We start from the raw sequence: 23,788 nt of genomic DNA, 5'->3' as shown, positions 1-23,788 counted from the left end.
TACATTGGAATGAAGTTCAGCGATTGAGGAGGCGATAGCATGGAAGCGATCGATAAGCTCGGGAAACATCCGGAGCCGAAACGCGCAGGCGAAGAACCTGTCGTCCGTTTCGAAAACGCGGTCAAAAAAATCGGCAGAAAAACGATTATCGAAGGATTGACGCTTAACGTGCCGGCAGGGCAGGTGTTCGGCTTTCTCGGACCGAACGGCTCGGGCAAAACGACGACCATTCGCATGATGACGGGGTTGATGGCGCCGACGGCCGGAGACATCAAAATCTGCGGGCGAAGCATTACGCGGGAATTCGAAGCGGCGATCTCGCAGGTCGGAGCCATCGTGGAAAATCCCGAGATGTACGCTTATTTGAGCGGCTACCGCAATCTGCTGCAGTATGCTCGGATGCGCTCGGACGTAACGAAGCAGCGGGTTGACGAAGTCGTGCGCTTTATGGGCTTGCAGAACCGGATTCACGATAAAGTATCGACGTATTCGCTCGGCATGCGTCAGCGTCTCGGCGTCGCGCAGGCGATCCTGCACAAGCCCAAACTGCTGATCCTCGACGAGCCGACCAACGGTCTCGATCCGCAGGGGATTCGCGAGCTGCGGGATTATTTGCGGACGTTGGCGCAAAACGACGGCACGACCGTATTCGTGTCCAGCCACCTGCTCAGCGAAATGGAGCTGATGTGCGATTCGGTCGCGATCATTCAAGCGGGCAAACTGATCGACGTGCGCGATCTGCATGCCGAAACGGATACGGAAACGGCGATCGAGACCGAATTCGACGTGGCGCGGATCGAAGAAGCGATCGGCCTGCTCGGCGGCGGAGAAATTCGCGGCGGTCGTCTGGTCATCCGCACGAACCGCGAAGGGATCGCCGAGACGAATATGCGCTTGGTGCAGGCGGGGATTCCGGTGTACGGCATTCGCCCGTTGACCCGCTCGTTGGAAGATCAATTCCTGGAAATGACGGGAGGCGGACAGATTGTTTGATTTTTTCCGGTTGGTACATAACGAAAACATCAAGATTTATTCGCGCGTGCGGACTTGGGTCATGTTCGGCATCGTGCTGCTCACGTCGCTGCTCATGCCGACCTTGTTCTACTATATAGGCAGCGGCCTCAGTATGTGGTCGGCGATGAACGCGCTCCAACAGTTCTGGTTCCTGCCGACGGTCTTCGCGATCGCGATCGCCGGAGACTCGGTCGCGGGAGAGTTCTCGCGCGGGACGATCAAGCTGCTGCTGATCCGGCCGTGGAGCCGCATCAAGATCCTGCTGTCCAAATACGTCGCGGTCGTCTTGTTCCTGCTGGCCGTATACGCGGTGTTCATCCTGCCGGCTCTGCCGCTGTCGGCGCTCATATTCGGAACTTCTTCGGCATCGGATATGTCCGACAGCCTGCTCGGCGGATTGGCAAGCAGCATGGCCGACGAGTTCTGGCTTTCGCTGCTGCTGCGGATGATCTCCGGCCTGATGTACGCGACGATCGCGTTCTTGTTCTCGGCGGTATTCCGCAGCAATTCGCTGGCGCTGTCGCTGACCATGGTCATGATGTTCGTCGGTGGTCTGATCACCCTGATCATCAGCCCGGCCAAATACGTGATCGGCCGCTACGTGCTGTTCGCGAACCTGAATTTGACCCAATACGTCTATGCGCCTTCGGGCGAGTACGGCGTCATGTCGCTCGGCTTCTCGCTGAGCGTGCTGGCCGTCTATTATGTCGTATTTCTGGTCATCGCGTTCTGGGTCTTCCGGAAACGGGACGTGGCGGCTTAACCGGAAGCGCGTAAGGTCCGGTCCTATTGGAAACGAAAATCCCGATCGGGCGCTGCGAGTACCCTTTCAACTCTTAATCGCAGGTTTGCCATTTCCTGAAATGCACGCGCTTCTTGTGCGATTCAGGGGAGCGTATTCCTCCCTTTAATGTTGATAAGGTACGTGGCGCTTTCCGATCGGGATTTTGTTCGAGTTCGCTGCGGAGCGTGACCGAAATCATGCTCGCGGCTCGGCAAAAACGTTATGCTGCTTTTGCAAGACACATGAAGGAGGAAAAAGAAATGCCTACCGGGTTTATGATTGTCGTCAACGCGTTTATGATCGTCTGGATTCTGTTGACCGTCTGGGTGATCGTAGCGCCCAAATCGTTCTGGAAAATCACGCAGAGCTGGAAAGCCACCCGAGAGCCGAAGCCTGCTTATTTCGCGATGATGCGGGTATTGGCCGCTCTCCTGCTGGTAGGCGCCGTTACGCTGTGGAACGGAATCTGATTCCGGCGAAGTGTTGGCGTCGATTCCTTTGCGCGCTATAATGAAGAAATCAACAAATCCGCAAGGCCGCCCGGAGCGGCCGCAGCCGGACAGGAAGCGAAGGTGGAACGAAGCGTGCAAGCACAAGAAAGCTCCCGCCGGGAGTGGATCTCTCGCGGCGAAGCGGATACGGTGGAACTGGCCGGATATTTCGCCGAACTGTCGCAGCCGGGAACGGTCATTACGCTTGACGGCGATCTCGGCGCGGGCAAGACCCGTTTCTCGCAAGGCTTTGCCGCCGCGCTGGGCGTCAAAGGCGTGGTGAACAGCCCGACTTTTACCCTGATCAAAGAATATCAAGGCAGACTGCCTCTCTACCATATGGACGTCTATCGGATCACGCAGGACGAGGCGGAAGATCTGGGCCTGGACGAATATTTCGAAGGGGCCGGCGTGTCGCTGGTCGAATGGGCTTCGCTTATCCCCGATCTGCTGCCGCCCGCAAGGTTGAGCCTGCGGATCGAACATGCGGGCGAAAACGGACGAATCGTCCATTGCGAAGGCATCGGCGCGCCGTATGCCCGATGGGTAGCGGATCTGCCGCGGCAGCAAGAATCGAATCAGAATGGAGAACCTGAAGATGGAAAAGCATAACCGGCCGCAGGGCCGGATTCTGGCGCTCGATACTTCGAGCGCCGCGCAAGCGGTAGCGGTAATCGACGAGAACGGCGTCTTGTTCGAAAGCAATAGTCCGGCCGAACGCAACCATTCGGTGAATCTGATGCCGGAGATCGAACGCGCGCTGCGCGAATCCGGCACGGACAAGCGCGAACTGGGCGGAATCGCCGTAGGCATCGGCCCCGGCTCGTACACCGGCGTGCGTATCGCCGTCACGACGGCCAAGACGCTGGCTTGGGCGCTGAAGCTGCCGGTGGCGGTGGTATCGAGCCTCGAAGCGCAGGCGGCTTCCGGGTTGGAGACGGCCGCTCCGCAAGGGCGGGGTTGGATCGTGCCGCTGGTGGACGCGCGGCGAGGGCAAGCCTATACGGCGCTGTTCGCGTCGCCGGCCGCAGGCGGAGAGCATGCGGCGGCTTCGCCGGACCCAGCCGCCGAAGAACGGCAAGAAGCGGCCGCGACTACGTCCGCGCCGGCCGCTCCGCCAGCCGGGCCATTCGCCCGGCCCGCGCTGGAGCGGCTGGCCGACGACGCGATCCTGCTCGTCGGCGATTGGACGGCCGCGATCGCCGGCCGCCTGCAAGAACTTCCGGCGGCGGAGCGGCCGGATTACGTCTTGTTCACCGGCGAGACGGCGAAGCACGCCGAGACCGTGCGCGGGCTCGCCGAGCTGGCGGGACTCCCGCAAGAGCGGGTGCTGCTGCAGGACTGCGCGGCGGAAGGCCGCTGGATCGGCGCGATCGGCGCGCGCAAGCTCGCCGCCGGCGAGACCGCCGAACCGCACGGCCTGCTGCCGAACTACACGCAGGTGACCGAAGCGGAAGCGAATTTGCTTCGCCGCGACAAAGCCTGAGCGGACACGCCGTCTGCGCGATTTGACAGAAAGTCCGACGCCGCCTCCGGCGAGGCGGCGCTTTGCCTAACTCAACGATCAATCCTACAGGAGAGGGGGCCGCGCTCCATGCAGCACCAAGAAACCGACCCGTCGCAGCCTTCGGGCCGACCGTCCGTGACGTTCCGTGCCATGCGGCTCGAAGACATTCCCGACGTGATGGTCATCGAACACGAATCGTTTTCGCTTCCGTGGACGGAGCAGGCGTTCCGCAGCGAGATGACGCTGAATCATTTCGCCCGTTATCTGATGATGGACGCGGACGGCGTTCCGGCCGGCTATGCGGGCATGTGGACGGTCGTCGACGAAGCCCATATCACCAATATCGCCGTGCGTACGGCGTATCGCGGGCGCAAGCTCGGCCAACGCTTATTGTGCGAACTGCTCGATCAGGCTCGGGAGTTGGGACTCGAACGCGCGACGCTCGAAGTGCGCGTCAGCAATCGGGTCGCCCGGAATCTGTATACGAAGATGGGATTCCGCGAAGTCGGAATCCGCAAAGGCTATTACTCCGACAACAACGAAGATGCCGTCATCATGTGGGTCGATCTGCATGAACGTACGTGGACGGACGGAACTACGGAAGGATGCGTATAACAACCATGAGTATCGCAACGCAAAAGAATACGGAAGGCACCGACGGCGAAGCCGTATATATATTGGCCGTAGAGACGAGCTGCGACGAGACTTCGGTCGCGATCGTAAAGAACGGCCGCGAAGTGCTGGTCAATCTGGTCGCGAGCCAGATCGAGACGCACAAAGCGTTCGGCGGAGTCGTGCCCGAGGTCGCTTCGCGCCAGCACGTCGAATGCATCACGCTGCTGATGGAGCAGGCGATCGCGGAATCGGGCCTTGCGCCGGACGAATTGACGGCGATCGCCGTGACCGAAGGGCCGGGGTTGGTCGGCGCGCTGCTGGTCGGCATCATGGCGGCCAAAGCGCTGGCGTTCGCGCTGGACAAACCGCTGATCGGCACGCATCATATCGCGGGACATATCTATGCCAATCGATTGATCGGCGAGATCCGATATCCGGCGATCGCGCTGGTCGTCTCCGGCGGTCATACGGAAATCGTGCGGATGGAGAGCGAAGGGTGCTTCGAAGTGATGGGGCAGACGCGCGACGACGCGGTCGGCGAAGCTTACGACAAAGTAGCGCGTTCGCTCGGATTCCCGTATCCGGGCGGTCCTCACGTCGACAAGGCGGCGCAAGCGGCCGAGTCGGCCGTTCCGCTGCCGCGGGTATGGCTGGAAGAAGGCTCGTACGATTTCAGCCTCAGCGGACTCAAATCCGCGGTGCTGAATCTGGTCAATCAGAGCAAGATGAAAAGCGAAGAGATCGACGCGGGCGGCATCGCGCGCGGGTTCCAAGAATCCGTCGTGGAAGTGCTGGTCGGCAAAGCCGTCCGCGCCGCGCGCGAATTCGGCGCGAAGCAGCTGCTGCTGTGCGGCGGCGTCGCGGCCAACGGCGGATTGCGGAGCGCGCTGGCGGCGCGCTGCGAAGCCGAAGACATTCCGCTCGCGATTCCTCCGCTGAAATACTGCACCGACAACGCCGCCATGATCGGCGCGGCGGCTTACGTCAAATGGAAGCACGGCGAGATCAGCGACCTGTATATCAAAGGCGAACCGGGCATGTCGCTGGAAGCATGGTCCGTCGGACAAACGGCGGCGCTTTCGTAAAGCGATACGTTCGGCATCGCTTTTGAGAAGCGGCGCGGACGGACGGAAACGCGGGAGGCATGGAAGCATGGATATCAAAGCCAGGATCGGACGGATCGACGCCGGGACTTACGCGGAAGCCGGAACTTTGGCAGAATGCGCCGAAACGGCAGGGCGGTTGACGTTCGACGCGCTGCAAGCGGAAGCGGACGAGTCTTGGAACGGGGGATCGACGCTGACGTTCACGTTCGATTATCCGGCCCATGTCGTTAACGTCTCGTTTTCGTCGGAAGGCCGTTATTTATTCGACAGCATGGTTTTCGAACCGGAAGCGGCTTCCGACCTGCCTCCGTTTCCCCGCACGAGCGGCGAGATGGACGAAGCGCTGTCGCGGGGAGAGCGGAGCGCCGAATGTTTCCGGTTGACCGACGAAACGGTATATTTGCTGCCGAGCGGCGCAACCGTCCATTACGCGGGCGAAGAAGCGCAAGCGCCGCTCGTCCGAATCGCAGGCATCTTCCTCGATGTCGAAAAGACGCGCGCTTATCTGCAAAAGCTGGCGTCGGCCGTTTGAGCGTGGTACGAAAATAAAAGAAGCGTCCGAAAAAGCGCATGCTGCTTGCGCTTCTTCGGGCGCTTTTTTGCTGCCGTTTTGCGTAAATCGCAAGTAAAAAGCTGTCCTTTTCCGCATAGCGAGTTAACGCATATTTTACCTTCGCTTGTCAATCCCTGAATAATCTTATCCACATATCCCCTGCGAATTGTGGGTAAACGCTTCAAGTCCTTGCCTGGTGCTCTTTCTTGTTTGTCTGCAAAAGGGGATATGTTTTTCAAATCGAGGGTTACAAATCTGTGGATAATGTGGATAGAAAAGTGGATAAAATTGGTTCGAAGTCGGAAAAGGCGTTTTAGAGCGCAAAAAACCGGCCGAAACGGCCGGTTAGCAAGCAAATCATCCTGCTCGAATGTGGATAAGACGGTGGATAAAGGGGATAGCTCGAAAAGGTCCTTGACAAAAAAATTATTCGGCCGCCAAAGTCTCCCATTCGTCGTAAGCCGCCGCAAGTTCCGTTTTATGCGTATCGATCGCGGACTGGCGTTCTTGGATCGCCATATAATCTTCGTAAATCTCCGGAAGTGTAAGCTCCAGTTCAAGAGCGGCTACGGCGCTCTCCAGCTCGGCGATCGTCGTCTCCAGCTGTTCCATCCGGCGCTGACGGTTCCGTTCTTCGCGTTTGGCCTGTTTGCTTTCTTCGAACGAAGCCTGCGCATTCTTGGATTCGTCGGCCGAAGCGGCTTGAGCCGAAACGGACTTGGATTTGTCGGCGGACAAAATCAACGCTTCGCGCGCGATCTCTTCCAGCTCCTGCTTTTTCTCCACGTAGTCGTCGTAGTTGCCCAGATAGCCGGTAATGCCGTTCGGACTCAGTTCGATCACGCGCTCGGCCATCTTATTGAGGAAGTACCGGTCGTGGGAGATGAACAGCAGCGTGCCATCGAAATCCAGCAGCGCCGATTCGAGCACTTCTTTGCTGAACAAATCCAGATGGTTGGTCGGTTCGTCCAGAATGAGCGTATTGGCTTCGAGCAGCATCAGCTTCGCGAGCAGAACGCGCGCTTTCTCGCCGCCGCTGAGCGCCGCGACCCGCTTGAGCACGTCTTCGCCGCTGAACAGGAAGTTGCCGAGCACCGTGCGGATCCGGGCTTCTTCCATATGCGGATAGGTGCCCCACAGTTCTTCCAGCACGGTATTCTTCGGGTTGAGCGTATCTTGATCCTGATCGTAGTAACCGATCTGGACTTTCGCTCCCCAGTTGATGCGGCCTTCGTCCGGTTTGAGCTTGCCGATCAGCGTCTTGAGCAGCGTCGATTTGCCGACGCCGTTCGGACCGATCAAGGCGACCGTCTCGCCGCGGCCGAGCGCGAACGAAGCGTGGCGGAACAGCGGGTCTTCTCCGTCGTAGGAGGCGGACAGCCGATCGACTTGCAGGACGTCTTTGCCGGACGTATAGGCGCTCTGGAACGAGAAGTTCGCTCGTTTGAGGTCGCCGGCCGGGCGGTCGAGCCGATCCATTTTCTCCAACGCTTTGCGGCGGCTCTGCGCCCGTTTGGTGGTCGAAGCGCGGACGATGTTTTGCTGAATGAACGCTTCCATCTTCGCGATCTCGCCCTGCTGTTTCTCGTACTGTTTGAGATCCGCTTCGTATTCGGCGGCTTTCAGTTCGGTATAACGGCTGTAGTTGCCCGTATAGCGGCGCGCCCGGTGGCGTTCGATCTCCACGATCGCGGTGACCGTCTTGTCGAGGAAATAACGGTCGTGGGAAACGATCAGAAGACCGCCTTCGTAGCTTCGCAAATAATCTTCCAGCCATGTCAACGTTTCGATATCCAAGTGGTTGGTCGGTTCGTCGAGCATGAGCAGGTCGGGCGCTTGAAGCAGCATTTTCGCCAGCGCGAGCCGAGTCCGTTGTCCGCCGCTCAGCGTCGAAACGACCGTGTCCGGTTCGAAGTCGCCGAAGCCCATGCCGTGCAGCACGCTGCGGATCTTCGTTCCGATCTCGTAGCCGCCGCGGTCGCGGAACCAGTCGGAGCGCATGGCGTAACGGTTCAGCAGATCCTGATATTCCTTGCTTTCTTCGGAATGCGAAGAACCCTGCGTGATCTCCAGTTCCATATCGCGGATTTCCCGTTCGGCGTCGAGCAGGTCGGCGAAGACGTCCAGCATTTCTTCCTGAATCGTCCGGTCCGACTGCAAGCCGCTGTTCTGGGCGAGATAACCGATCGTCGTTTCTTTGTTTTTGAAGATCTGGCCTTCGTCGTAAGACATCTCGCCGGCCAAGATCTTGAGCAGCGTCGATTTGCCCGCGCCGTTCACGCCGACGAGACCGATGCGTTCGCGCTCCAATACTTGAAATGTAATGCCTTCCAGAATGCTCTGGACGCCGTATCTTTTGGCGATTCCCGTTGCTTGCAGCAGCATGATTTTCGAGTCCTCCGTGCTTTTGATTAATAGGGGTCAGTGTTTTTATTCTACATTAATGCCGAGTAAAAACCAAAACGGCGGCGTCATTTTTCGCGAAAAAAGCGTCGATACGGTTTCGGCATGCCCGGAGCGGTGGTTATTTGCGTTAAACAATGATAAACTTGTGCATGTGAGAACAAAAAAGAGAACAACAGACATAACGGGAGGCGAGCGGCATCGAACCGATACCGAATAAGGCGGCGCTTCGACTCCTTATGGAACAAGCGAGAGCGGGTCTGTCCGAAGAAATTCGGAATTCGGCATCCTCCGAAGTCTGCCGCTCGGCAGCCGATCGGCTGGATACGCTGAGAGAACGCAAAGGCCGGCCGCTCGTCGTGCTCGGCTATCTGCCTTATCGGGGAGAACTCGAGATTCGGCCGCTGCTCGAAGAATGCCGGCGGCGGGGCGACGTCGTGCTTGCGCCGCGCATCGAGCGGGGAACCCGCTTTATGCGGCTGCTCGAGATGCGCCGCGCGGAAGACGAGGAACCGGGCAGCTGGGGCATTCCCGAACCGAAAGCCGAGCTGCCGGAGTGGCCGGAAGAACGGCTTGCCGAGATCGACGTCGCGTTCATTCCGGGTCTGGCTTTCGATCGCAAAGGCGGACGAATCGGCTACGGCGGCGGATTCTACGATCGGCTGACTGAACGTCTCGAAGCGTGCCGGGCGAAACCGCTGCTCTGGGCGTTGGCTTACGACGAGCAGATCGTCGAAGAAGTCCCGATGGAACCGCATGATTTTCGCTCGGAGCTGTTGATCGTTCCGAGCGGGACGACGAACACGACGGACCGCATCTGATTCGTTTCCGGTCAAGCTCGCGCGAATCCGGAGGATGACACATAGATAGGGCAGGACGCCGTTCGGAAGGCGGAAGATTGTCGCGAACGCGAAGGAAGAGGGAGGTCGGCGCAGGCCGAACCTCTCGCGCAAGCAAACGGCCGGAGGGCCGGGAGCAAGAAGAGCGATGGACGAGAAGAGGTGACCTCATGCTGTGGAAAGTGGCAATCTTGACGGCCAGCGATAAGGGAGCACGAGGCGAGCGGGAAGATACGAGCGCGCAGGTGATCCGTGAGCTGGTGGAAGAAGAAGTGGGCGGGGAAATTATCGAATACCGGATCGTGCCGGACGAATCGGACGAGATCGTGGCGGCTTTGATCGAAATGACGGATTATTTTCAAGCGGACTTGGTCCTGACGACCGGAGGAACGGAGCTGGCCAACCGCGACGTGACGCCGGAAGCGACCAAGCGGGTCCTCGAGCGCGAGGTTCCCGGGATGGCGGAAGCGATGCGCATGACCGTTATGCAGAAAAATCGTTCGGCGATGCTGTTCCGCGGAATCTGCGGAATTCGCGGCCGTTCGCTGATCGTCAATCTTCCGGGGACGCCAAAAGGCGTGCACGAACATCTGGCGGCGATCATGGACCAACTGCCGGAAGCGCTGCTCATGGTAACGGGGCAGTATCGGCAGTAAGCGGATTCTTCGGTTCGGCCTTAGCGGCCGTCCGAAGAGGCGTACAGGATCGGCTCGGGCGGGCGGAATGCCCGGCATAGCCGGAATGCAGCTTCCGATATAGGCGCCGCACAAGAAGGACGACCCGCGCCGCGGGGGTGTCTTTTTTTGTGAGAAGGGACTTGAAATTTTGCGCGGAGACTAGTAATATAAGACTTGGCTGTTAGCACTAGACGCTGTCGAGTGCTAACAATGAAGAACCACCTTACATCATTAACATTTTACAAGGAGGCTATTTTTCATGATCAAACCGTTGGGTGAACGCGTACTCGTAGAACCGATCCAGCAGGAGGAAACGACTTCGTTCGGCATCGTGCTTCCGGATGCTTCCAAGGAGAAACCGCAGGAAGGCAAAGTCGTTGCCGTAGGCAGCGGCACGCTGAAAGACGGCGTTCGTACTCCGCTCGAAGTTCAAGAAGGCGACCGCGTCCTGTTCTCCAAATACGCCGGCACCGAAGTGAAATACGAAGGCAAAGAATACCTGATTATGAAAGAAAGCGACATCCACGCCATTCTGGCTTAAGTGTCACCCTTACACATAACCGTTTTACCGAATCCGATCATTCATATTACCAGGGAGGTTATTCGATAATGGCTAAAGATATTCTGTTCAGCGAAGAAGCTCGCCGTTCGATGCTTCGCGGCGTCGACGCACTGGCTAACGCGGTAAAAGTAACGCTCGGACCTAAAGGACGCAACGTGGTGCTGGAGAAAAAATTCGGCAGCCCGCTGATCACGAACGACGGCGTAACGATCGCGAAAGAAATCGAACTGGAAGACGCGTTCGAAAACATGGGCGCGCAGCTGGTTAAAGAAGTCGCGACCAAAACGAACGACGTTGCCGGCGACGGCACGACGACCGCTACGGTTCTGGCTCAAGCGATGATCCGCGAAGGCCTGAAGAACGTAACGGCCGGCGCTAACCCGATGGTCGTGCGCAAAGGCATCGACAAAGCGGTCAAAGCAGCCGTTCAAGAACTGCAAGCGATCGCGAAACCGATCGAAGGCAAACAGTCCATCGCTCAGGTTGCGGCAATCTCCGCGGCTGACGAAGAAGTTGGACAACTGATCGCGGAAGCGATGGAAAAAGTGGGCAAAGACGGCGTTATCACCGTCGAAGAATCCCGCGGATTCGCTACGGAAATGGAAGTCGTGGAAGGCATGCAGTTCGACCGAGGTTACATCTCCCCGTACATGATTACCGACACCGACAAGATGGAAGCGGTTCTCGATAACCCTTACATCCTGATCACCGATAAGAAGATCAACACGACGCAGGAAATCCTGCCGCTGCTGGAGAAAATCGTGCAGCAAGGACGCGCCCTCGTCATCATCGCGGAAGACGTGGAAGGCGAAGCGCTGCCGATGCTCGTGCTGAACAAACTGCGCGGCACGTTCAACGCGGTTGCGGTCAAAGCTCCGGGCTTCGGCGACCGTCGCGAAGCGATGCTGCAAGACATCGCGGCTCTGACGGGCGGCCAAGTGATCACCGAGAAGCTGGGTTTGGAACTGAAGGCGGCAACGCTGGATCAACTGGGTACGGCTCGTCAAGTGCGCGTAACCAAAGAAAACACGACGATCGTGGACGGTTCGGGCGACAAAGCCGATATCGATGCGCGCGTCAACCAAATCCGTTCGCAGCTGGAAGAAACCACTTCCGAGTTCGACAAAGAAAAACTGCAAGAGCGTCTGGCTAAACTGGCCGGCGGCGTAGCGGTTGTCAAAGTCGGCGCGGCTACGGAAACCGAGCTGAAAGAACGCAAACTGCGTATCGAAGACGCGCTGAACGCGACTCGCGCAGCCGTTGAAGAAGGCATCGTATCCGGCGGCGGTACCGCTCTGGTTAACGTCTACAACGCCGTTGCGGCCGTAGAAGTGACAGGCGACGAAAAAACCGGCGTGAACATCGTTCTGCGCGCTCTGGAAGAGCCGATCCGCACCATCGCGGCGAACGCGGGCGAAGAAGGTTCCGTCATCGTGGACCGTCTGAAAAAAGAACAAGTCGGCATCGGCTACAACGCCGCTACCGGCGAATGGGTGAACATGTTCGACGCGGGTATCGTGGACCCTGCGAAAGTAACGCGTTCCGCTCTGCAAAACGCGGCTTCCGTAGCGGCTATGTTCCTGACGACCGAAGCTGTCATCGCCGACAAGCCGGAACCGGCAGCACCAGCTGGCCCGGATATGGGCGGCATGGGCGGTATGGGCGGCATGATGTAAGACGGGTTTTACGAACCCGGAATCGTTTCGGGCAGCTCTGATCGGGCTGCCTTGACCGATCCCATAACCGGCCTCGATCGGGGAGGCCGGTTTTTTGGCGTTTCAAGACAGACGGGGTCCGTTGTATACTAAAGACGAACGCTTCTCTTCAAGTTTGTACCCAATCGATTCTATAGGAGCTGCTGCCGAACCATGTTGAAATCGGACGAAGAGAAAACGAAAGCCGAGCAGGCTTCGGCCGCCACGAAGCGATTGGCCCGTCTGCTCGAACGCCATGCCCGGCAGGAAGGCACGACCGAAGCGCCGATTCCCGGATTGTATTTCAATCGGTATTCGAGAAACCAACCTTCCGATTACAAACATACGATGTATTGGCCGACCGTCGGCATTGCCGCGCAGGGCAAAAAGGTGATCAAGATCGGCGATAAAGTCGCCGAATACAGCGGTTCGCGCATTCTGGTCGCGCCCGTCGCGCTGCCTGTCGGCATTCAGACGATTCAAGCCAGTCCCACGGAGCCTTTTCTCGGCATAGGCGTCTATCTGGACCCGCAAAAAATCGCCGCTTTGGTTCCGCAGGTGTATCCGGACGGACTGCCTTCGATCGGCCGACGCAGCGCCAACTACGTCTTGGACGGCGAGCCTGCTTTGATCGACGCCGTCGCCCGGCTGGTGGCATGTCTCGACGAACCCGGCGACGGCAGATTGCTCGCTTCGCTGGCGGAGAACGAGATTTTTATCCGCCTGCTGCGCAGCCCGATCGGCGTCTACGTCGCCGAGACCGTGCTGAACGGATCGGACGCGCAGCGCGTCGCCAAAGCGATCGATTGGCTGCGCGACCATTTCGCCGAATCGCCGAAAATGTCCGAACTCGCGGATATGGTGCATCTCAGCGAGTCCTCGTTCCGCGAATATTTCAAGTCGGTCACGTCGATGAGTCCGCTGCAATATCAGAAAGCGCTGCGCCTTCAAGAAGCGCGTCGGTTGATGCTGGCCGGCGAACGGGATGCCGCTTCGGCGTCCCGGCTCGTCGGATATATCAGCGATTCGCAGTTCAGCCGCGATTACAGCCGGTTCTTCGGCAGTCCGCCGAGCCGGGATATCGCCAAATGGAGAACGGGACGTTCTTCGTGAATCTTAAGCGCAAGGTTCGACGAACCGTTTGACCCGAAGATCGGCCGCCAGAGCCGCAGCTTTCGAGCTGCGGCTTTTCGCGTTGTTTTTTCGTCGAATCGGACAATAAGCGGCGCGAAACGGTCAATGATTCGGTCGTCCGGCCGTCTATACTGGAGCGTATAAGGAGGATGATGAAATGCGTGTTTGGGTAACGGGAGCAAGCGGTTTTATCGGATCGGCGGTCATTCGCGAATTAGTGGAGAACGGGCATCAAGCGAGCGGGCTGGTGCGTTCGGCGGAAGCGGCCGAACGGTTGGAAGCGTCGGGCGCGAGAGCGGTACGCGGGTCGATCGAGCAGACGGATCTACTGCGCAAGGAAGCGGGCGAAGCGGACGCGGTGGTGCATACCGCTTTTTATCATAAGTTCTCGCATGCCGGGCTTTCCGCCAAACTGCGGATCATGCTGGGCGGCAGCCCTGCGCGAATCCCTGCCCGCTTTATGCAGACCGCGATCGAGACGGACCGGCGGGCGATCGAAGCCATGGGTACGGCACTGTCCCGGCGCAGCGGCGCGCTGACGATCGCCATGCCGACGATGACGCTCTCGCCGGGCCTACTTGCGACTGAAGATGCGGCGGGAGACGTCTCGTCGGTCGGAGGCGGCCGGGTGGTGTCGGAGAAAACGCTGCTGGCGCTGGCCGATCGGGGCGTGCGCGCTTCGTTGGTACGGCTGCCGCCGATCGTGTACGGAGCGGGCGACTCCGGCGGACTGCTGCCTTCCTTGATCGCGATCGCGAAGAAGAAAGGAACAGCGGCCTATGTCGGCGAAGGACTCAACCGCTGGTCCAGCGTTCATCGGCTCGATGCGGCGCGATTGTTCCGAATGGCCGTCGAGCAGGCCGAAGCCGGAACGAAACTTCATGCCGCGGCCGAGGAAGGCATGGCGTTCAAGGAGATCGCGGAAAATATCTCGAGACACGCGAACCTGCCGCTCAAACGGCTGGAATCCGCGGAAGCCGACGCTTATTTCGGTTGGTTGTCTGCGTTCGCGGCGGCCGACAATCCCGTTTCGTCCGCGTTGACCCGGCAAAGATTGGGCTGGGAACCGACGGAGCGCGATCTTAGGCAGGAGATGGAGCGGGGGCATTACTTTTCGAAATAACATCTCGCAGCCTGCAAACGAGAACAAGAAAACAGCCTGCCGAAGATAAACATCGGCAGGCTGTTTCGCGTTCAAGCAGGTGAAGCGGAGGCGGAACAAGTTCGGCGGTTTTCGTTTCGGCCTACTTGTTCATATGGGGCGAAAAATGCGCTTTTCGCGCTTAGTTCAGCTTCTCGAGCGCGGCCTTGATCGACGGGCTCAAGCTGTACGTCTTGATAATGGTCTCGATCGCTTCGGCGCGCGTCGCGCCGCTGTTCGGATCGAAGTTTCCTTCGGTTTTGCCTTCGAAGATGCCGAGCGCCGTCGTTTTCTTGATCACATCGGCCGCATAGACGCCGTCGAGATCGGAGAACTCGACTTTCGACGTATCGACGCTCAGAATGTTCGCGTTCAGAACGCGCGTGATGATCAGCGCCATTTCCTGACGGGAAATCGTCTGATTCGGACGGATCGTACCGTCTTCGTAACCGGTCAGTACGCCGACCGCTACGAGTTTCTTGAGATTGTTCGAAGACCAATGGCCTTGAATATCGCTGAACTTCGCGAAATCGGCGTCGTTCATGTCAACTTGGCGCGAAGCCATGCCGACGAATCCGCGTTCGATCATGGCGGCGAATTCGGCGCGCGTGATCGCTTCGTTCGGTTCGAATCCGCCGTTCGGATAACCGTTGATTACGCCGAGCTTGGTTAACTTTTCGATCGAAGGAAAAGCCCAATGCTGAGCGACGTCTCCGTAAGTCACGGATGCGAAAGAACTGCCTTTCGACAGAATATCCGCAGTACGGACTTCGACGCCGGCGATAACGTTGCTATCCGCGCTGACGACCCGACTTCTGAAAATATCGTCCGGATTTTGACCTTCTTCTATTGTTTTAGGCGATTCCGCCGCAGGTTTTTCTTCCTGAACCGGAACGGCCGGAGCCGTGGGAACCGGAGGTTGAGCAGGAACGTCAGGAGTCGTATACGGCGGATCGTAAGACGGGATCGGGTTCGGAGTCGGAACCGGGACTTCCGGAGCCGGACTGCCGCCGCTAGCCTGAACGACTTGAATCATCGCCTCGGAGGTACTGTCGGCGATTTCGTATCTGCGGTCGCCTGTATACTTGGCCGTGATCGGATGATCGCCGACGCTGAGATCGCTGGTCGTGAACGAGCCTTGCGCGACCCCGTTAGCCACGCCGCCCGGCGTCATGGCGATCGTAGCCAATTCTTTCGTTCCGTCCATGAGGATCACGCTGCCCGCGATATCCCGAGTGAACTGCGGATCGGTCTTGACGCGAATATCGAACGTGACCGACTCGCCGAACTTGGACGGATTGCGGTAACTCGTCACTTTGGTTACGGTCGGATGTTCCGTCGGCGCTTCCGCAAGTTCCCGTACCGATTGCGTCAGCGGAGCGGAAAGACTTTTGCCGAATTTGGCGTCTCCGTTATATTCGGCGGTAATCGGATGATCGCCGATTTCGAGGCTGCGCACGGCCAGATAAGCGAAATCAGGATGAACGGGATCTTCGCCGACTTCCGCCGTTCCGAGCACTGTAGTGCCGTCTTTGAACGTTACCGTACCCGACGGATAAGAATAATCGCCGTTTACCGAATCTCTGGAGACTCGAGCGACGAACGTGACAGGCTCCCCTTCGGAAGCCGGGTTGCGCGTGCTCGCGACGCTGGTCGTCGTTTGACGAAGCGAAGGATTGGCGCCCCCGCCGTTTGCGGGAGCGTTAACGACTTGAGTCAAAGTTTCCGAAATCATATCGTTCAAGTCGTAACGCGTATCGCCGTAATATTTGGCAGTGATAGGATGGCTGCCGACGCTTAATTTATCGGTCGTAAAACTAGCCTTGGCATCCCCGTTGGAGACGCCATCCGGCCACATTGCAAGCCGGGCCAATTCCGTTTCTCCGTCCATCAAGATTACGCTGCCCGAAGGATTGCCGCTCCGGTCTCGGTCTAAACGAATATTGAAGGTAACCGAGTTGCCGTAATTGGAAGGGTTAAGAAGGCTGGTAACCGTAAGCTGAGCGGAAGTTTGGAAAGAAGGTTCTGCCGAATCCCGGACGCTTTGCGCGAACGGCGCCGTCTCGGAAGGGGCATAAGTCGTGCTGCCGCTGTACTTCGCGACAATCTGGTGATCTCCTTTGTCCAAATTCGGCACCATGATAAAAACTTCACGCGGACGGGTTACATCGGTTCCGAGCCTTCCGCTTCCTAGTTCGACCCCGTTTTCCGTGAGAGTTACCGTTCCGGAAGGCATGCCCGAAGAACCTTCTACGGTCGCCATGAACGTGATCGGTTCGCCGGCTGCCGCCGGATTACGCGTGCTCGACAAGGTTACGTTTGCGGTAGCGAGCGTCGTGTTTCCGTCTGTCGGGGACGTACTTTCGTCTGCATAAACGGTAGAGGTCGATACGACCATCAATACCGCAGTAAGCAGAATGCTGACTTTCTTTTTGAGCGATAATAACATCTGCGTACATTCCCCTTTATCTGGTTGTAGGTTGCTTGCCTGCCGCCGTATCGAATCGTCGGCAAGCAAGCAGCAAGAGATATTATCGTCAAAATTGCTTGCTTAGTAAATACTAAATATCGATAAAAGGTAACTTTTTTCTGTTTACGAGCAAAATTTATTCGCTCGCACGACTGGCGTTCAAGTTCGTCTGCTCACCCGAAACTGCTCCGGCGTCATCTGCTCCACTTTTCGGAAGCATTGGATGAAGTAGCTGCTCTGCGAAAAGCCGGAAGCCGCGGCGATCTCGCGCACGGTCAGCGTAGTCGAGACGAGCAGCTGTTTGGCATGCAGCACGCGGGCTTCCAGCAGATAGGCGCTGGGCGTGCGGTTCATGAGCTGGTGAAACTTGCGGCTGAAATAAGGGACGCTGTATCCCGCCAAAGCGGCGACTTCGGCCAGCGACAGCGCCTGGTCCGTGCAGCGTCCGCGAATATAGTCGGCGGCCGCAAGGATGCCCGGCACCGACGGGTCGCGAGACTCGGCCAGCGGCGTCGCGTCGGCCGCGAGACGCAGCAGCAGTTCGTACAGCAAAGCGGAAGCTTCGGCTTCGCGTCCCGGATCGAAGCCGCGCCCGAGCTGCAAAAGCCGTTCCATGCAAGCGGAGACGAGGGAAAGATCTTTCAAGCGGAACAGCCACGGTTCGCCGAGTCCTCGCGAGCCTAACAGCCGATCCGCGGCGGCACAAGAGAAATGCACCCAACGAATATTCCACGGATCGTTCCGGTCGGCGGCATAACGCTGCTCCGTAGCCGGCCCGTACAGAAAGCCCTCGCCTTCGCGAAGCTGGAACGAACGGCTGCCGCAGCGAACCGTGCCTCGGCCGCCGAGCACCAGATGCAGATTATACAAACGGTTCAATTGAAGATCGTCGCTGCGCGCCGGGCGATCCACGGCATGCTCCGGACGATCGCTGTAGCCGCCGACGAAGTCGGGATAACAGACGTAACGCTCCGAGGACGGAGCGGGGAAAAAGAGATGTTCCTGCATGACTGCACTCCTTTTTGCATGAGAAGGAATTGGTATTTGCTAGCTCCAGCGTATCAAATAAACAAGCCTCACGGATCGATTCGATCGCAAAAAAATGATATCGGCGCAAGAATTCGTTATATCCTGCCGAAGCGAAGCCGCTTACAATCGAAGAGAAGATCGCGCAGCCGGAAGCGGCGCGCGACGCAGACCGACGAAGAAAACGGAGGCTTCCAGCATGGTTAAAACGCTTGCGATCGAGACGCTGAAACTGGGCGTTTGTTATTATCCCGAACATTGGTCCGAAGAATTATGGGAAGACGATTTCCGCCGCATGCGGGAGATGAACATCTCGACGATCCGCGTCGGCGAATTCGCTTGGGCGCTGTTCGAGCCGGAAGAAGGAAGGTTCGATTTCGCGTTATTCGACCGCGCTCTGGACGCCGCGCATCGGCACGGATTGCAGGTCATTATGGGCACGCCTACGGCGACTCCGCCGGCTTGGCTGACGCATCGTTATCCGGAGGCGTTGAACGCGGCGCAGGACGGCACTTTATACCGTCACGGCATGCGCCGCCATTATAACTACAACAGCCCGAAATATCGGGAACTCTGCGCGATCATTACCCGGGAAATGGCCGAACATTACAAAGATCACCCGGCGATCGTAGGTTGGCAGCTCGACAACGAATTCAACTGCGAAACGAACGTCTTCTATTCCGAAGCGGATCATGCCGCGTTCCGCGAATGGGCCAAACGCAAATACGGCACGCTGCAAGCGCTGAACGAAGCTTGGGGAACGGTCGTCTGGAGCCAGATCTACAGCGATTGGGAGCAGGTCCATCTGCCGCGCCCGACCGTCGCCGATTCGCCGAATCCGCATCTGGCGCTCGACGAGAAGCGGTTCATCTCGGACAGCGTGATCGAATTCGCGCGGATTCAGGCAGAGATTCTGCGCGAGGTCGCGCCGAATCATTGGATCACCACCAACGGCTTGTTCGGCCATCTGAACAGTCATGCGCTGACGAACGAACTGCTGGACTTTTTCTCGTACGACTCGTATCCGCAGTTCTCGACGATTTTCCCCGGCGAAGAGAAGCAGCCGCTGCTCGACCGCAAATGGAGCTTGAATCTCAGCGCGGTACGCGATATCTCGCCGAACTTCTGCATCATGGAACAGCAGGCGGGACCGGGCGGCTGGGTCAACCGGATCGAGATGGCTTCGCCGCGTCCGGGACAGCTTCGATTGTGGACGTACCAGTCCGTGCTGCACGGAGCGGATCTGGTCCTGTACTTCCGCTGGCGTACGGCGACGGTCGGCACGGAAATCTATTGGCACGGGCTGAACGATTACCATAACCGGCCGAACCGGAGAGTGCGCGAAGCGGCGAGCGTGGGACGCGAATTCGCAGAGATCGGAAGCCGGATCGCGGGAACCGCTTATAAAGCCGAAGTCGGGATTCTGCGCGATTACGACAACGAATGGGACGGCGAACTGGATGTCTGGCACGGTCCGCTGACCTCGCGCAGCGTCAATGCTTGGTTCAAGCGGCTGCAATACCGGCATATTCCGACGGATTACGTCTCCGTGCAGGAAGCCGATCCGGAGAAGTTGCAAAGTTACAAACTGCTCGTTTACCCTCATGCGGCCATCTTGAGCGAAAAGACCGCCGAGCTGCTGCGAGCTTATGTCGAAGGCGGAGGCAAGCTGGTCTTCGGAGCGCGTACCGGATACAAAAACGATCACGGGCAATGCCGGATGCAGCCGCTCCCGGGCCCTGTCGCCGAGTTATGCGGCATCACGGTGGAGGATTTTACGTTAATCAAAGGAACCGTTAAAGCCCCGCTGCTCCGTTGGAGCGACGGAGATCCTGCCGAGGCGCAAGAAGAGATGTTCGCCGAAGCGTTTAACGATATTTTGCAGGTCGAAGATCCGTCTGCGGAGGTCGTAGCGGAATATGCGAGCGACTACTACGCGGGAAGTCCGGCCTTGACCCGTCGTCGGCACGGAGCGGGGGAAGCCTGGTATTACGGGGCGGCGTTCGGCGAAGCGGGCGTCGACGGTCTGCTGGACCGGCTTGCGGTGAACTCGCCTGCGGATTCGTGGCTTCGTCTTCCGCAGCAGGTCGAATTCGGGATTCGCGAAGGCTCGGACGGCGAACGTTACGCGTTTCTGCTGAATTACGGAGCCGAACCGGCATCGATCCGGATCGAAACGCCTTGCGCCGAACTGCTGAGCGGCGAAACGATCGAAGGCGATACGGAACTGCCGGCTTACGGCGTGATGATCTTGCGGCGTCAAGGCGACTGAGTTCGCTGTACACCGGAATCCCGGTTAAGAACGTATCTGGATTCGATCGGCTGAACGGTAATCTTAGACTTTTCCCGAGTTCGCGTTCGCGATGCCGGGAAAAGTTTTTTGTCATGAATGCAAAGCTAACTCTCCCCGCTGCGCCGGTCGATTTTGCTTGCCTTATCTTTCATTTGCGTGCATCCGATAAAAAAAATACCTGGTTTTCGGTAAGCCTTTGCATCGACAGGCGGAAATTATGGTATTTTGAGGAGAGAACAGCAAAGCGAAAGGTAGATGACCATGGCCGAGGGAAAAGGCAAAGCGAAACGGCAAGAAGAGGCCTCTCGCAGCAGCAAGGTTACGAGAAAGACGGACGCGAACGGCGCAACGATATGCCGGGAAGACTCTTTTGCTTCGGATCCGAACGAGCTTCCGTCTTCATCCGTTGCTCTCCTTGCGGAGGAGCAGCAAATTTATCGTTCCCTGTACGCATACAGTACCGATGCGGTTTTTCTTCTGGACGCCGAAGGCCGCTTTCTGGACGTCAATCCGAGCGGGGAACGCATGAGCGGCTACAGTCGGGAAGAGTTGTACGCAACGGATTTCAATACATTCATTTTGCCTTCCGATACGGAGAAAGCCGACGTCAATTTGGAGAAGGCGCTTGCGCAGCGGTGCATGGCGAGGACGGAATTTTCTTTTCTCGCGAAAACGGGAAGAACGGTTACGGTGGACTCTACCGTCATTCCGATTCTCAAAAACGACGAAGTGGTCGGCCTTCTCGGCATCTCGCGGGATATCACCGAGAAGGTGCGGTCGGTCCGGGTTCTGGACGGACAGAATCTGGTGCTCGAGATGATCGCGAAAGACACTCCGCTCGAACAAACGTTGGACAGCCTGCTGCGTTTGGCGGAATATCAGACGGGCTCGATGTGCTCCATCCACAGATACAACCACGAGAGCGGGACGCTGACCAATCTGGCAGCGCCGAGCCTTCCGGAAGATTACGTGCGCGAGGTCGAAGACGTGCAGGCCGGCGAACGGGGCGGCTCTTGCGGGGCTTCCGTCCTGCGCAGGGAGATCGTGATCGTGGACGATATCGAGCAGAGCGAATTATGGGGAGAATATCGGACGGTCGCGCTTCAGAACGGGCTTCGGGCCTGCTGGTCGCTGCCGCTGATCGACGGGCGAAACGAAGTCATCGGCACGTTCGCCATGTATTACGAAGAAAAGAGACTGCCGACCGAGCGGGAAATGGAGCTGATTCGCAAGACGGGATATCTCGCCCGGCTGGCGATCGAACAAGACCGGGCCAACGCGCTGATTTACCGGATGGCTTACCACGATATCCTGACCGGACTGCCGAACCGCCGAGCGTTCCAAGAAAAGTTAAGCGAATCGATCCGGATCGCGAAAGCGAAAGAACGGAAGCTGTCCATTCTCTATTTCGATCTTGACCGGTTCAAGACGGTAAACGATTCGCTCGGACACGGCGCGGGCGATCTGCTGCTGGCCGAAGTCGCGGAACGGCTAAGACGTTCGCTCGGTCAAGAGACTTTTATCGCGCGGCACGGAGGCGACGAGTTCGTCGTGCTGTTCGAACACGATCGCGTGCCGGAGACCGAAGCGGCGGCGCAGCGAGTGCTGGATACGTTCGTCGAACCGTTCGAAGTCGAAGGATACGAGTTGTTTATGACCCCCAGCGTAGGGATCAGTCTATACCCCGAGCACGCGGAAGACGCCTCGATGCTGCTGCACCATGCGGATTCCGCCATGTACAAAGCCAAAGAAGCCGGAAAAAGTACGTATGCCGTCTATGAACCGCAGGGAGAAAGTCGCGAAGGCGCGCGCATTCTATTGGAGAACGATCTGCGCAAGTCGCTGGAGAAAGGCGAACTCGAATTGTACTATCAGCCGCAGCTTTCGTTGTTCCCGAACCGGCGGATCGGGGCGGAAGCCCTGCTTCGCTGGCATCGCGGGCAATCCGAATGGGTGCCTCCGAGCGAGTTCATTCCGCTTGCCGAAGAAACCGGTCTGATTCTGCCGATCGGGGAATGGGTGCTGCGAACGGCCTGCCGGCAGGGCAAACGTTGGATCGACGACGGATACGAACCGTTCGTCATGGCGGTCAACTTGTCGCCGAGACAGTTCAGGCAGCGCAATCTCGTCGAGATGGTTCGCGGCATTATAAGCGAGACCGGTTATCCGCCGGAATATCTGGAATTGGAAATTACCGAAGGCATGACGCTCGACGTGGAAGCGGCTTCAGAGAAAATGCGGCAGCTGCGCGAGCTGGGCGTGCAGATCTCGATCGACGACTTCGGCACGGGATACAGCTCGCTCAATTATCTCAAACAGCTTCCGATTAGCCGCTTGAAGGTCGATCGTTCTTTCGTCAGCGATATCGAGAGCGATCCGAGCAACCGCGACATCGTCAAAGCCATTATCTCGATGGCGCATAATCTGAAGATCACGGTCATCGCGGAAGGCGTAGAGAGCGCCGAACAACTGCATTTTCTGGAGGATAACGGCTGCGACGAAGTGCAAGGTTATTTGTTCGGACGCCCTGTTCCGGCCGACGAATTCGAGCGGGGCATGGACCGGCAGGCAGCGCCGAAACGGTAGAGGAACGTATAGGAAAATACGAAGAAAAGGACCGCTTTGACAGGGTTCTTTTTTTGTTTTGCTCGGAAAGAAAGCCGTGATCGCAGATAAGCTCGATGATCTGGACGATTCATACATTCTAGTATTTTAATTTCTTCAAAAGGGATATAAGGAAGGAAATTCTTTCCTTGCGCCGAATAAAGATGAAGGTACAGCAAGTCAGCATTCGAGACGGCGGAGGGGTTCAAGTGGCGAGAAGAAAAAGCAAAGCCAAACAGCAGGAAGAATTTTTGCAGGGCGTGACAGGGTTAGCGGCCGTGGTGCCGGGATTGGCGGTGCTGCATTTTACGAAATCATGGCAGATCGCCGCTGTGGCAGCGGGTATCGGATTGGTTGCAGCGATCGTGATCTTGATCAATATCGCCGCGGCAAGAAACGCGCGGCTTAAACGTTCGGGCATTGCCGAGATCGACGAGATGGACGGCGTGAAGTTCGAGCAGTACCTCGGTCACCTGTTTCGCTCTCAAGGCTACAAAGCCGAAGTTACGCAGGCCGTCGGCGATTACGGCGCGGATCTGGTATTAACGAAAGAGAATCGCCGTATCGTCGTACAGGCCAAACGCTACAAGAAAAACGTAGGTCTTAAAGCGGTGCAGGAAGTCCAAAGCGCCAAAGCGCATTATCGGGCGAACGAAGCTTGGGTGATCACGAACAGCCAGTATACGGAACAAGCCCGCAAGTTGGCCCGTTCCAACGGCGTTCGGTTGATCGCGCGCGACGAACTGATCGAGATGCTGTTGGCAATGAAAGCCCGAAGCCAGACGGCAAACCGGAAAACGAGCGCTTGAGTCCGAATCCGGCGCTTCCCGAATAAAAAGATGGGTATTCCTTGTTCGTTCGATATGAAAAAAGCC

20 protein-coding genes are annotated in these 23,788 nt (G+C 57.9%); 17 read left to right on the top strand and 3 right to left on the bottom strand.

What is annotated here, in order from left to right:
• Window positions 1-39 precede the first annotated feature (39 nt).
• The 8 genes from CDO73_RS00440 to CDO73_RS00405 all read left to right on the top strand — a co-directional run bounded on the left by CDO73_RS00440 (window position 40) and on the right by CDO73_RS00405 (window position 6,049).
• Window positions 40-993, top strand: a complete 954-nt coding sequence (locus tag CDO73_RS00440; RefSeq protein ID WP_088486512.1) for an ABC transporter ATP-binding protein — start codon at window positions 40-42, stop codon at window positions 991-993.
• Complete coding sequence (locus CDO73_RS00435) at window positions 986-1,777, top strand: ABC transporter permease (RefSeq protein ID WP_088486511.1); 792 nt, start codon at window positions 986-988, stop codon at window positions 1,775-1,777. The genes CDO73_RS00440 and CDO73_RS00435 overlap by 8 nt, the downstream gene beginning before the upstream one ends.
• A gap of 281 nt (window positions 1,778-2,058) precedes the next feature.
• Entirely contained in the window at window positions 2,059-2,268 is a 210-nt protein-coding gene (locus CDO73_RS00430; protein WP_088486510.1) for a DUF6199 family natural product biosynthesis protein, read from the top strand.
• Between the two features lie 114 nt (window positions 2,269-2,382).
• The gene (gene tsaE, locus CDO73_RS00425; protein WP_088486702.1) at window positions 2,383-2,901 is read left to right on the top strand and encodes a tRNA (adenosine(37)-N6)-threonylcarbamoyltransferase complex ATPase subunit type 1 TsaE; all 519 of its coding nucleotides are present in this window, start codon (window positions 2,383-2,385) and stop codon (window positions 2,899-2,901) included.
• Entirely contained in the window at window positions 2,888-3,775 is an 888-nt protein-coding gene (gene tsaB / locus CDO73_RS00420) for a tRNA (adenosine(37)-N6)-threonylcarbamoyltransferase complex dimerization subunit type 1 TsaB (protein ID WP_088486509.1), read from the top strand. Before tsaE ends, tsaB begins: the two co-directional genes overlap by 14 nt.
• 108 nt (window positions 3,776-3,883) lie before the next feature.
• Window positions 3,884-4,411 (top strand): ribosomal protein S18-alanine N-acetyltransferase, encoded by a 528-nt coding sequence (gene rimI / locus CDO73_RS00415; protein ID WP_088486508.1) that lies wholly within the window; start codon window positions 3,884-3,886, stop codon window positions 4,409-4,411.
• A 5-nt stretch (window positions 4,412-4,416) separates the two neighbouring features.
• Window positions 4,417-5,496 carry a tRNA (adenosine(37)-N6)-threonylcarbamoyltransferase complex transferase subunit TsaD gene (gene tsaD, locus CDO73_RS00410; RefSeq protein WP_088486507.1) on the top strand — a complete coding sequence of 360 codons (1,080 nt, stop codon included), beginning with the start codon at window positions 4,417-4,419 and terminating at the stop codon, window positions 5,494-5,496.
• Window positions 5,497-5,563: 67 nt separating this feature from the next.
• Window positions 5,564-6,049 (top strand): hypothetical protein, encoded by a 486-nt coding sequence (locus CDO73_RS00405; protein ID WP_088486506.1) that lies wholly within the window; start codon window positions 5,564-5,566, stop codon window positions 6,047-6,049.
• 447 nt (window positions 6,050-6,496) lie between these two features.
• Here CDO73_RS00405 and CDO73_RS00400 read toward each other — a convergent pair whose 3' ends face one another.
• Entirely contained in the window at window positions 6,497-8,455 is a 1,959-nt protein-coding gene (locus tag CDO73_RS00400) for an ABC-F family ATP-binding cassette domain-containing protein (protein WP_088486505.1), read from the bottom strand.
• Between the two features lie 218 nt (window positions 8,456-8,673).
• Between CDO73_RS00400 and CDO73_RS00395 the strand changes: the two genes are divergently transcribed.
• The 6 genes from CDO73_RS00395 to CDO73_RS00370 all read left to right on the top strand — a co-directional run bounded on the left by CDO73_RS00395 (window position 8,674) and on the right by CDO73_RS00370 (window position 14,502).
• Window positions 8,674-9,294: a 5-formyltetrahydrofolate cyclo-ligase gene (locus CDO73_RS00395; protein ID WP_306437500.1), complete on the top strand. Its 621-nt coding sequence runs from the start codon at window positions 8,674-8,676 to the stop codon at window positions 9,292-9,294.
• A gap of 188 nt (window positions 9,295-9,482) precedes the next feature.
• Entirely contained in the window at window positions 9,483-9,968 is a 486-nt protein-coding gene (locus CDO73_RS00390; protein WP_088486503.1) for a MogA/MoaB family molybdenum cofactor biosynthesis protein, read from the top strand.
• A 280-nt stretch (window positions 9,969-10,248) separates the two neighbouring features.
• A complete protein-coding gene (groES, locus tag CDO73_RS00385) occupies window positions 10,249-10,530 on the top strand; it encodes a co-chaperone GroES (RefSeq protein ID WP_088486502.1) in 282 nt (93 codons plus the stop codon).
• Between the two features lie 68 nt (window positions 10,531-10,598).
• Window positions 10,599-12,227, top strand: coding sequence for a chaperonin GroEL (gene groL / locus CDO73_RS00380; protein WP_088486501.1), 1,629 nt, complete (start codon window positions 10,599-10,601; stop codon window positions 12,225-12,227).
• A gap of 192 nt (window positions 12,228-12,419) precedes the next feature.
• Window positions 12,420-13,358, top strand: a complete 939-nt coding sequence (locus CDO73_RS00375) for an AraC family transcriptional regulator (RefSeq protein ID WP_088486500.1) — start codon at window positions 12,420-12,422, stop codon at window positions 13,356-13,358.
• 178 nt (window positions 13,359-13,536) lie between these two features.
• The gene (locus CDO73_RS00370; RefSeq protein ID WP_088486499.1) at window positions 13,537-14,502 is read left to right on the top strand and encodes an SDR family oxidoreductase; all 966 of its coding nucleotides are present in this window, start codon (window positions 13,537-13,539) and stop codon (window positions 14,500-14,502) included.
• A 160-nt stretch (window positions 14,503-14,662) separates the two neighbouring features.
• On the opposite strand, the gene CDO73_RS00365 is transcribed toward CDO73_RS00370, so the two are convergent.
• Window positions 14,663-16,969 (bottom strand): Ig-like domain repeat protein, encoded by a 2,307-nt coding sequence (locus tag CDO73_RS00365; protein ID WP_088486498.1) that lies wholly within the window; start codon window positions 16,967-16,969, stop codon window positions 14,663-14,665.
• Between the two features lie 180 nt (window positions 16,970-17,149).
• Window positions 17,150-17,998: an AraC family transcriptional regulator gene (locus CDO73_RS00360; protein WP_088486497.1), complete on the bottom strand. Its 849-nt coding sequence runs from the start codon at window positions 17,996-17,998 to the stop codon at window positions 17,150-17,152.
• A gap of 217 nt (window positions 17,999-18,215) precedes the next feature.
• Here CDO73_RS00360 and CDO73_RS00355 point away from each other — a divergent pair, with 217 nt between their 5' ends.
• The 3 genes from CDO73_RS00355 (at window position 18,216) to CDO73_RS00345 (ending at window position 23,722) form a co-directional block, all read left to right on the top strand.
• Entirely contained in the window at window positions 18,216-20,288 is a 2,073-nt protein-coding gene (locus CDO73_RS00355) for a beta-galactosidase (RefSeq protein ID WP_088486701.1), read from the top strand.
• Between the two features lie 276 nt (window positions 20,289-20,564).
• Entirely contained in the window at window positions 20,565-22,895 is a 2,331-nt protein-coding gene (locus CDO73_RS00350; protein WP_088486496.1) for an EAL domain-containing protein, read from the top strand.
• 227 nt (window positions 22,896-23,122) lie between these two features.
• Window positions 23,123-23,722, top strand: a complete 600-nt coding sequence (locus tag CDO73_RS00345; RefSeq protein ID WP_256972496.1) for a restriction endonuclease — start codon at window positions 23,123-23,125, stop codon at window positions 23,720-23,722.
• The last annotated feature ends 66 nt before the right edge of the window (window positions 23,723-23,788 follow it).

The sequence above is a fragment of the Saccharibacillus sp. O23 genome (genome assembly GCF_002205895.1).
GTDB lineage: Bacteria > Bacillota > Bacilli > Paenibacillales > Paenibacillaceae > Saccharibacillus.
The sequence above is the reverse complement of the archived record's forward strand: the minus strand, read 5'-3'. Positions and strand labels throughout refer to the sequence as shown.

Bases quoted from the DNA above. Each gene is read 5' to 3' on its own strand.
- CDO73_RS00430 (WP_088486510.1), top strand. From the start codon at position 2,059: ATGCCTACCGGGTTTATGATTGTCGTCAACGCGTTTATGATCGTCTGG.
- CDO73_RS00405 (WP_088486506.1), top strand. From the start codon at position 5,564: ATGGATATCAAAGCCAGGATCGGACGGATCGACGCCGGGACTTACGCG.
- groL (WP_088486501.1), top strand. From the start codon at position 10,599: ATGGCTAAAGATATTCTGTTCAGCGAAGAAGCTCGCCGTTCGATGCTT.
- CDO73_RS00440 (WP_088486512.1), top strand. From the start codon at position 40: ATGGAAGCGATCGATAAGCTCGGGAAACATCCGGAGCCGAAACGCGCA.
- CDO73_RS00365 (WP_088486498.1), bottom strand. From the start codon at position 16,969: ATGTTATTATCGCTCAAAAAGAAAGTCAGCATTCTGCTTACTGCGGTA.
- CDO73_RS00355 (WP_088486701.1), top strand. From the start codon at position 18,216: ATGGTTAAAACGCTTGCGATCGAGACGCTGAAACTGGGCGTTTGTTAT.
- CDO73_RS00370 (WP_088486499.1), top strand. From the start codon at position 13,537: ATGCGTGTTTGGGTAACGGGAGCAAGCGGTTTTATCGGATCGGCGGTC.
- CDO73_RS00350 (WP_088486496.1), top strand. From the start codon at position 20,565: ATGACCATGGCCGAGGGAAAAGGCAAAGCGAAACGGCAAGAAGAGGCC.
- CDO73_RS00400 (WP_088486505.1), bottom strand. From the start codon at position 8,455: ATGCTGCTGCAAGCAACGGGAATCGCCAAAAGATACGGCGTCCAGAGC.
- CDO73_RS00390 (WP_088486503.1), top strand. From the start codon at position 9,483: ATGCTGTGGAAAGTGGCAATCTTGACGGCCAGCGATAAGGGAGCACGA.
- CDO73_RS00360 (WP_088486497.1), bottom strand. From the start codon at position 17,998: ATGCAGGAACATCTCTTTTTCCCCGCTCCGTCCTCGGAGCGTTACGTC.
- tsaB (WP_088486509.1), top strand. From the start codon at position 2,888: ATGGAAAAGCATAACCGGCCGCAGGGCCGGATTCTGGCGCTCGATACT.
- CDO73_RS00375 (WP_088486500.1), top strand. From the start codon at position 12,420: ATGTTGAAATCGGACGAAGAGAAAACGAAAGCCGAGCAGGCTTCGGCC.
- tsaD (WP_088486507.1), top strand. From the start codon at position 4,417: ATGAGTATCGCAACGCAAAAGAATACGGAAGGCACCGACGGCGAAGCC.
- rimI (WP_088486508.1), top strand. From the start codon at position 3,884: ATGCAGCACCAAGAAACCGACCCGTCGCAGCCTTCGGGCCGACCGTCC.
- groES (WP_088486502.1), top strand. From the start codon at position 10,249: ATGATCAAACCGTTGGGTGAACGCGTACTCGTAGAACCGATCCAGCAG.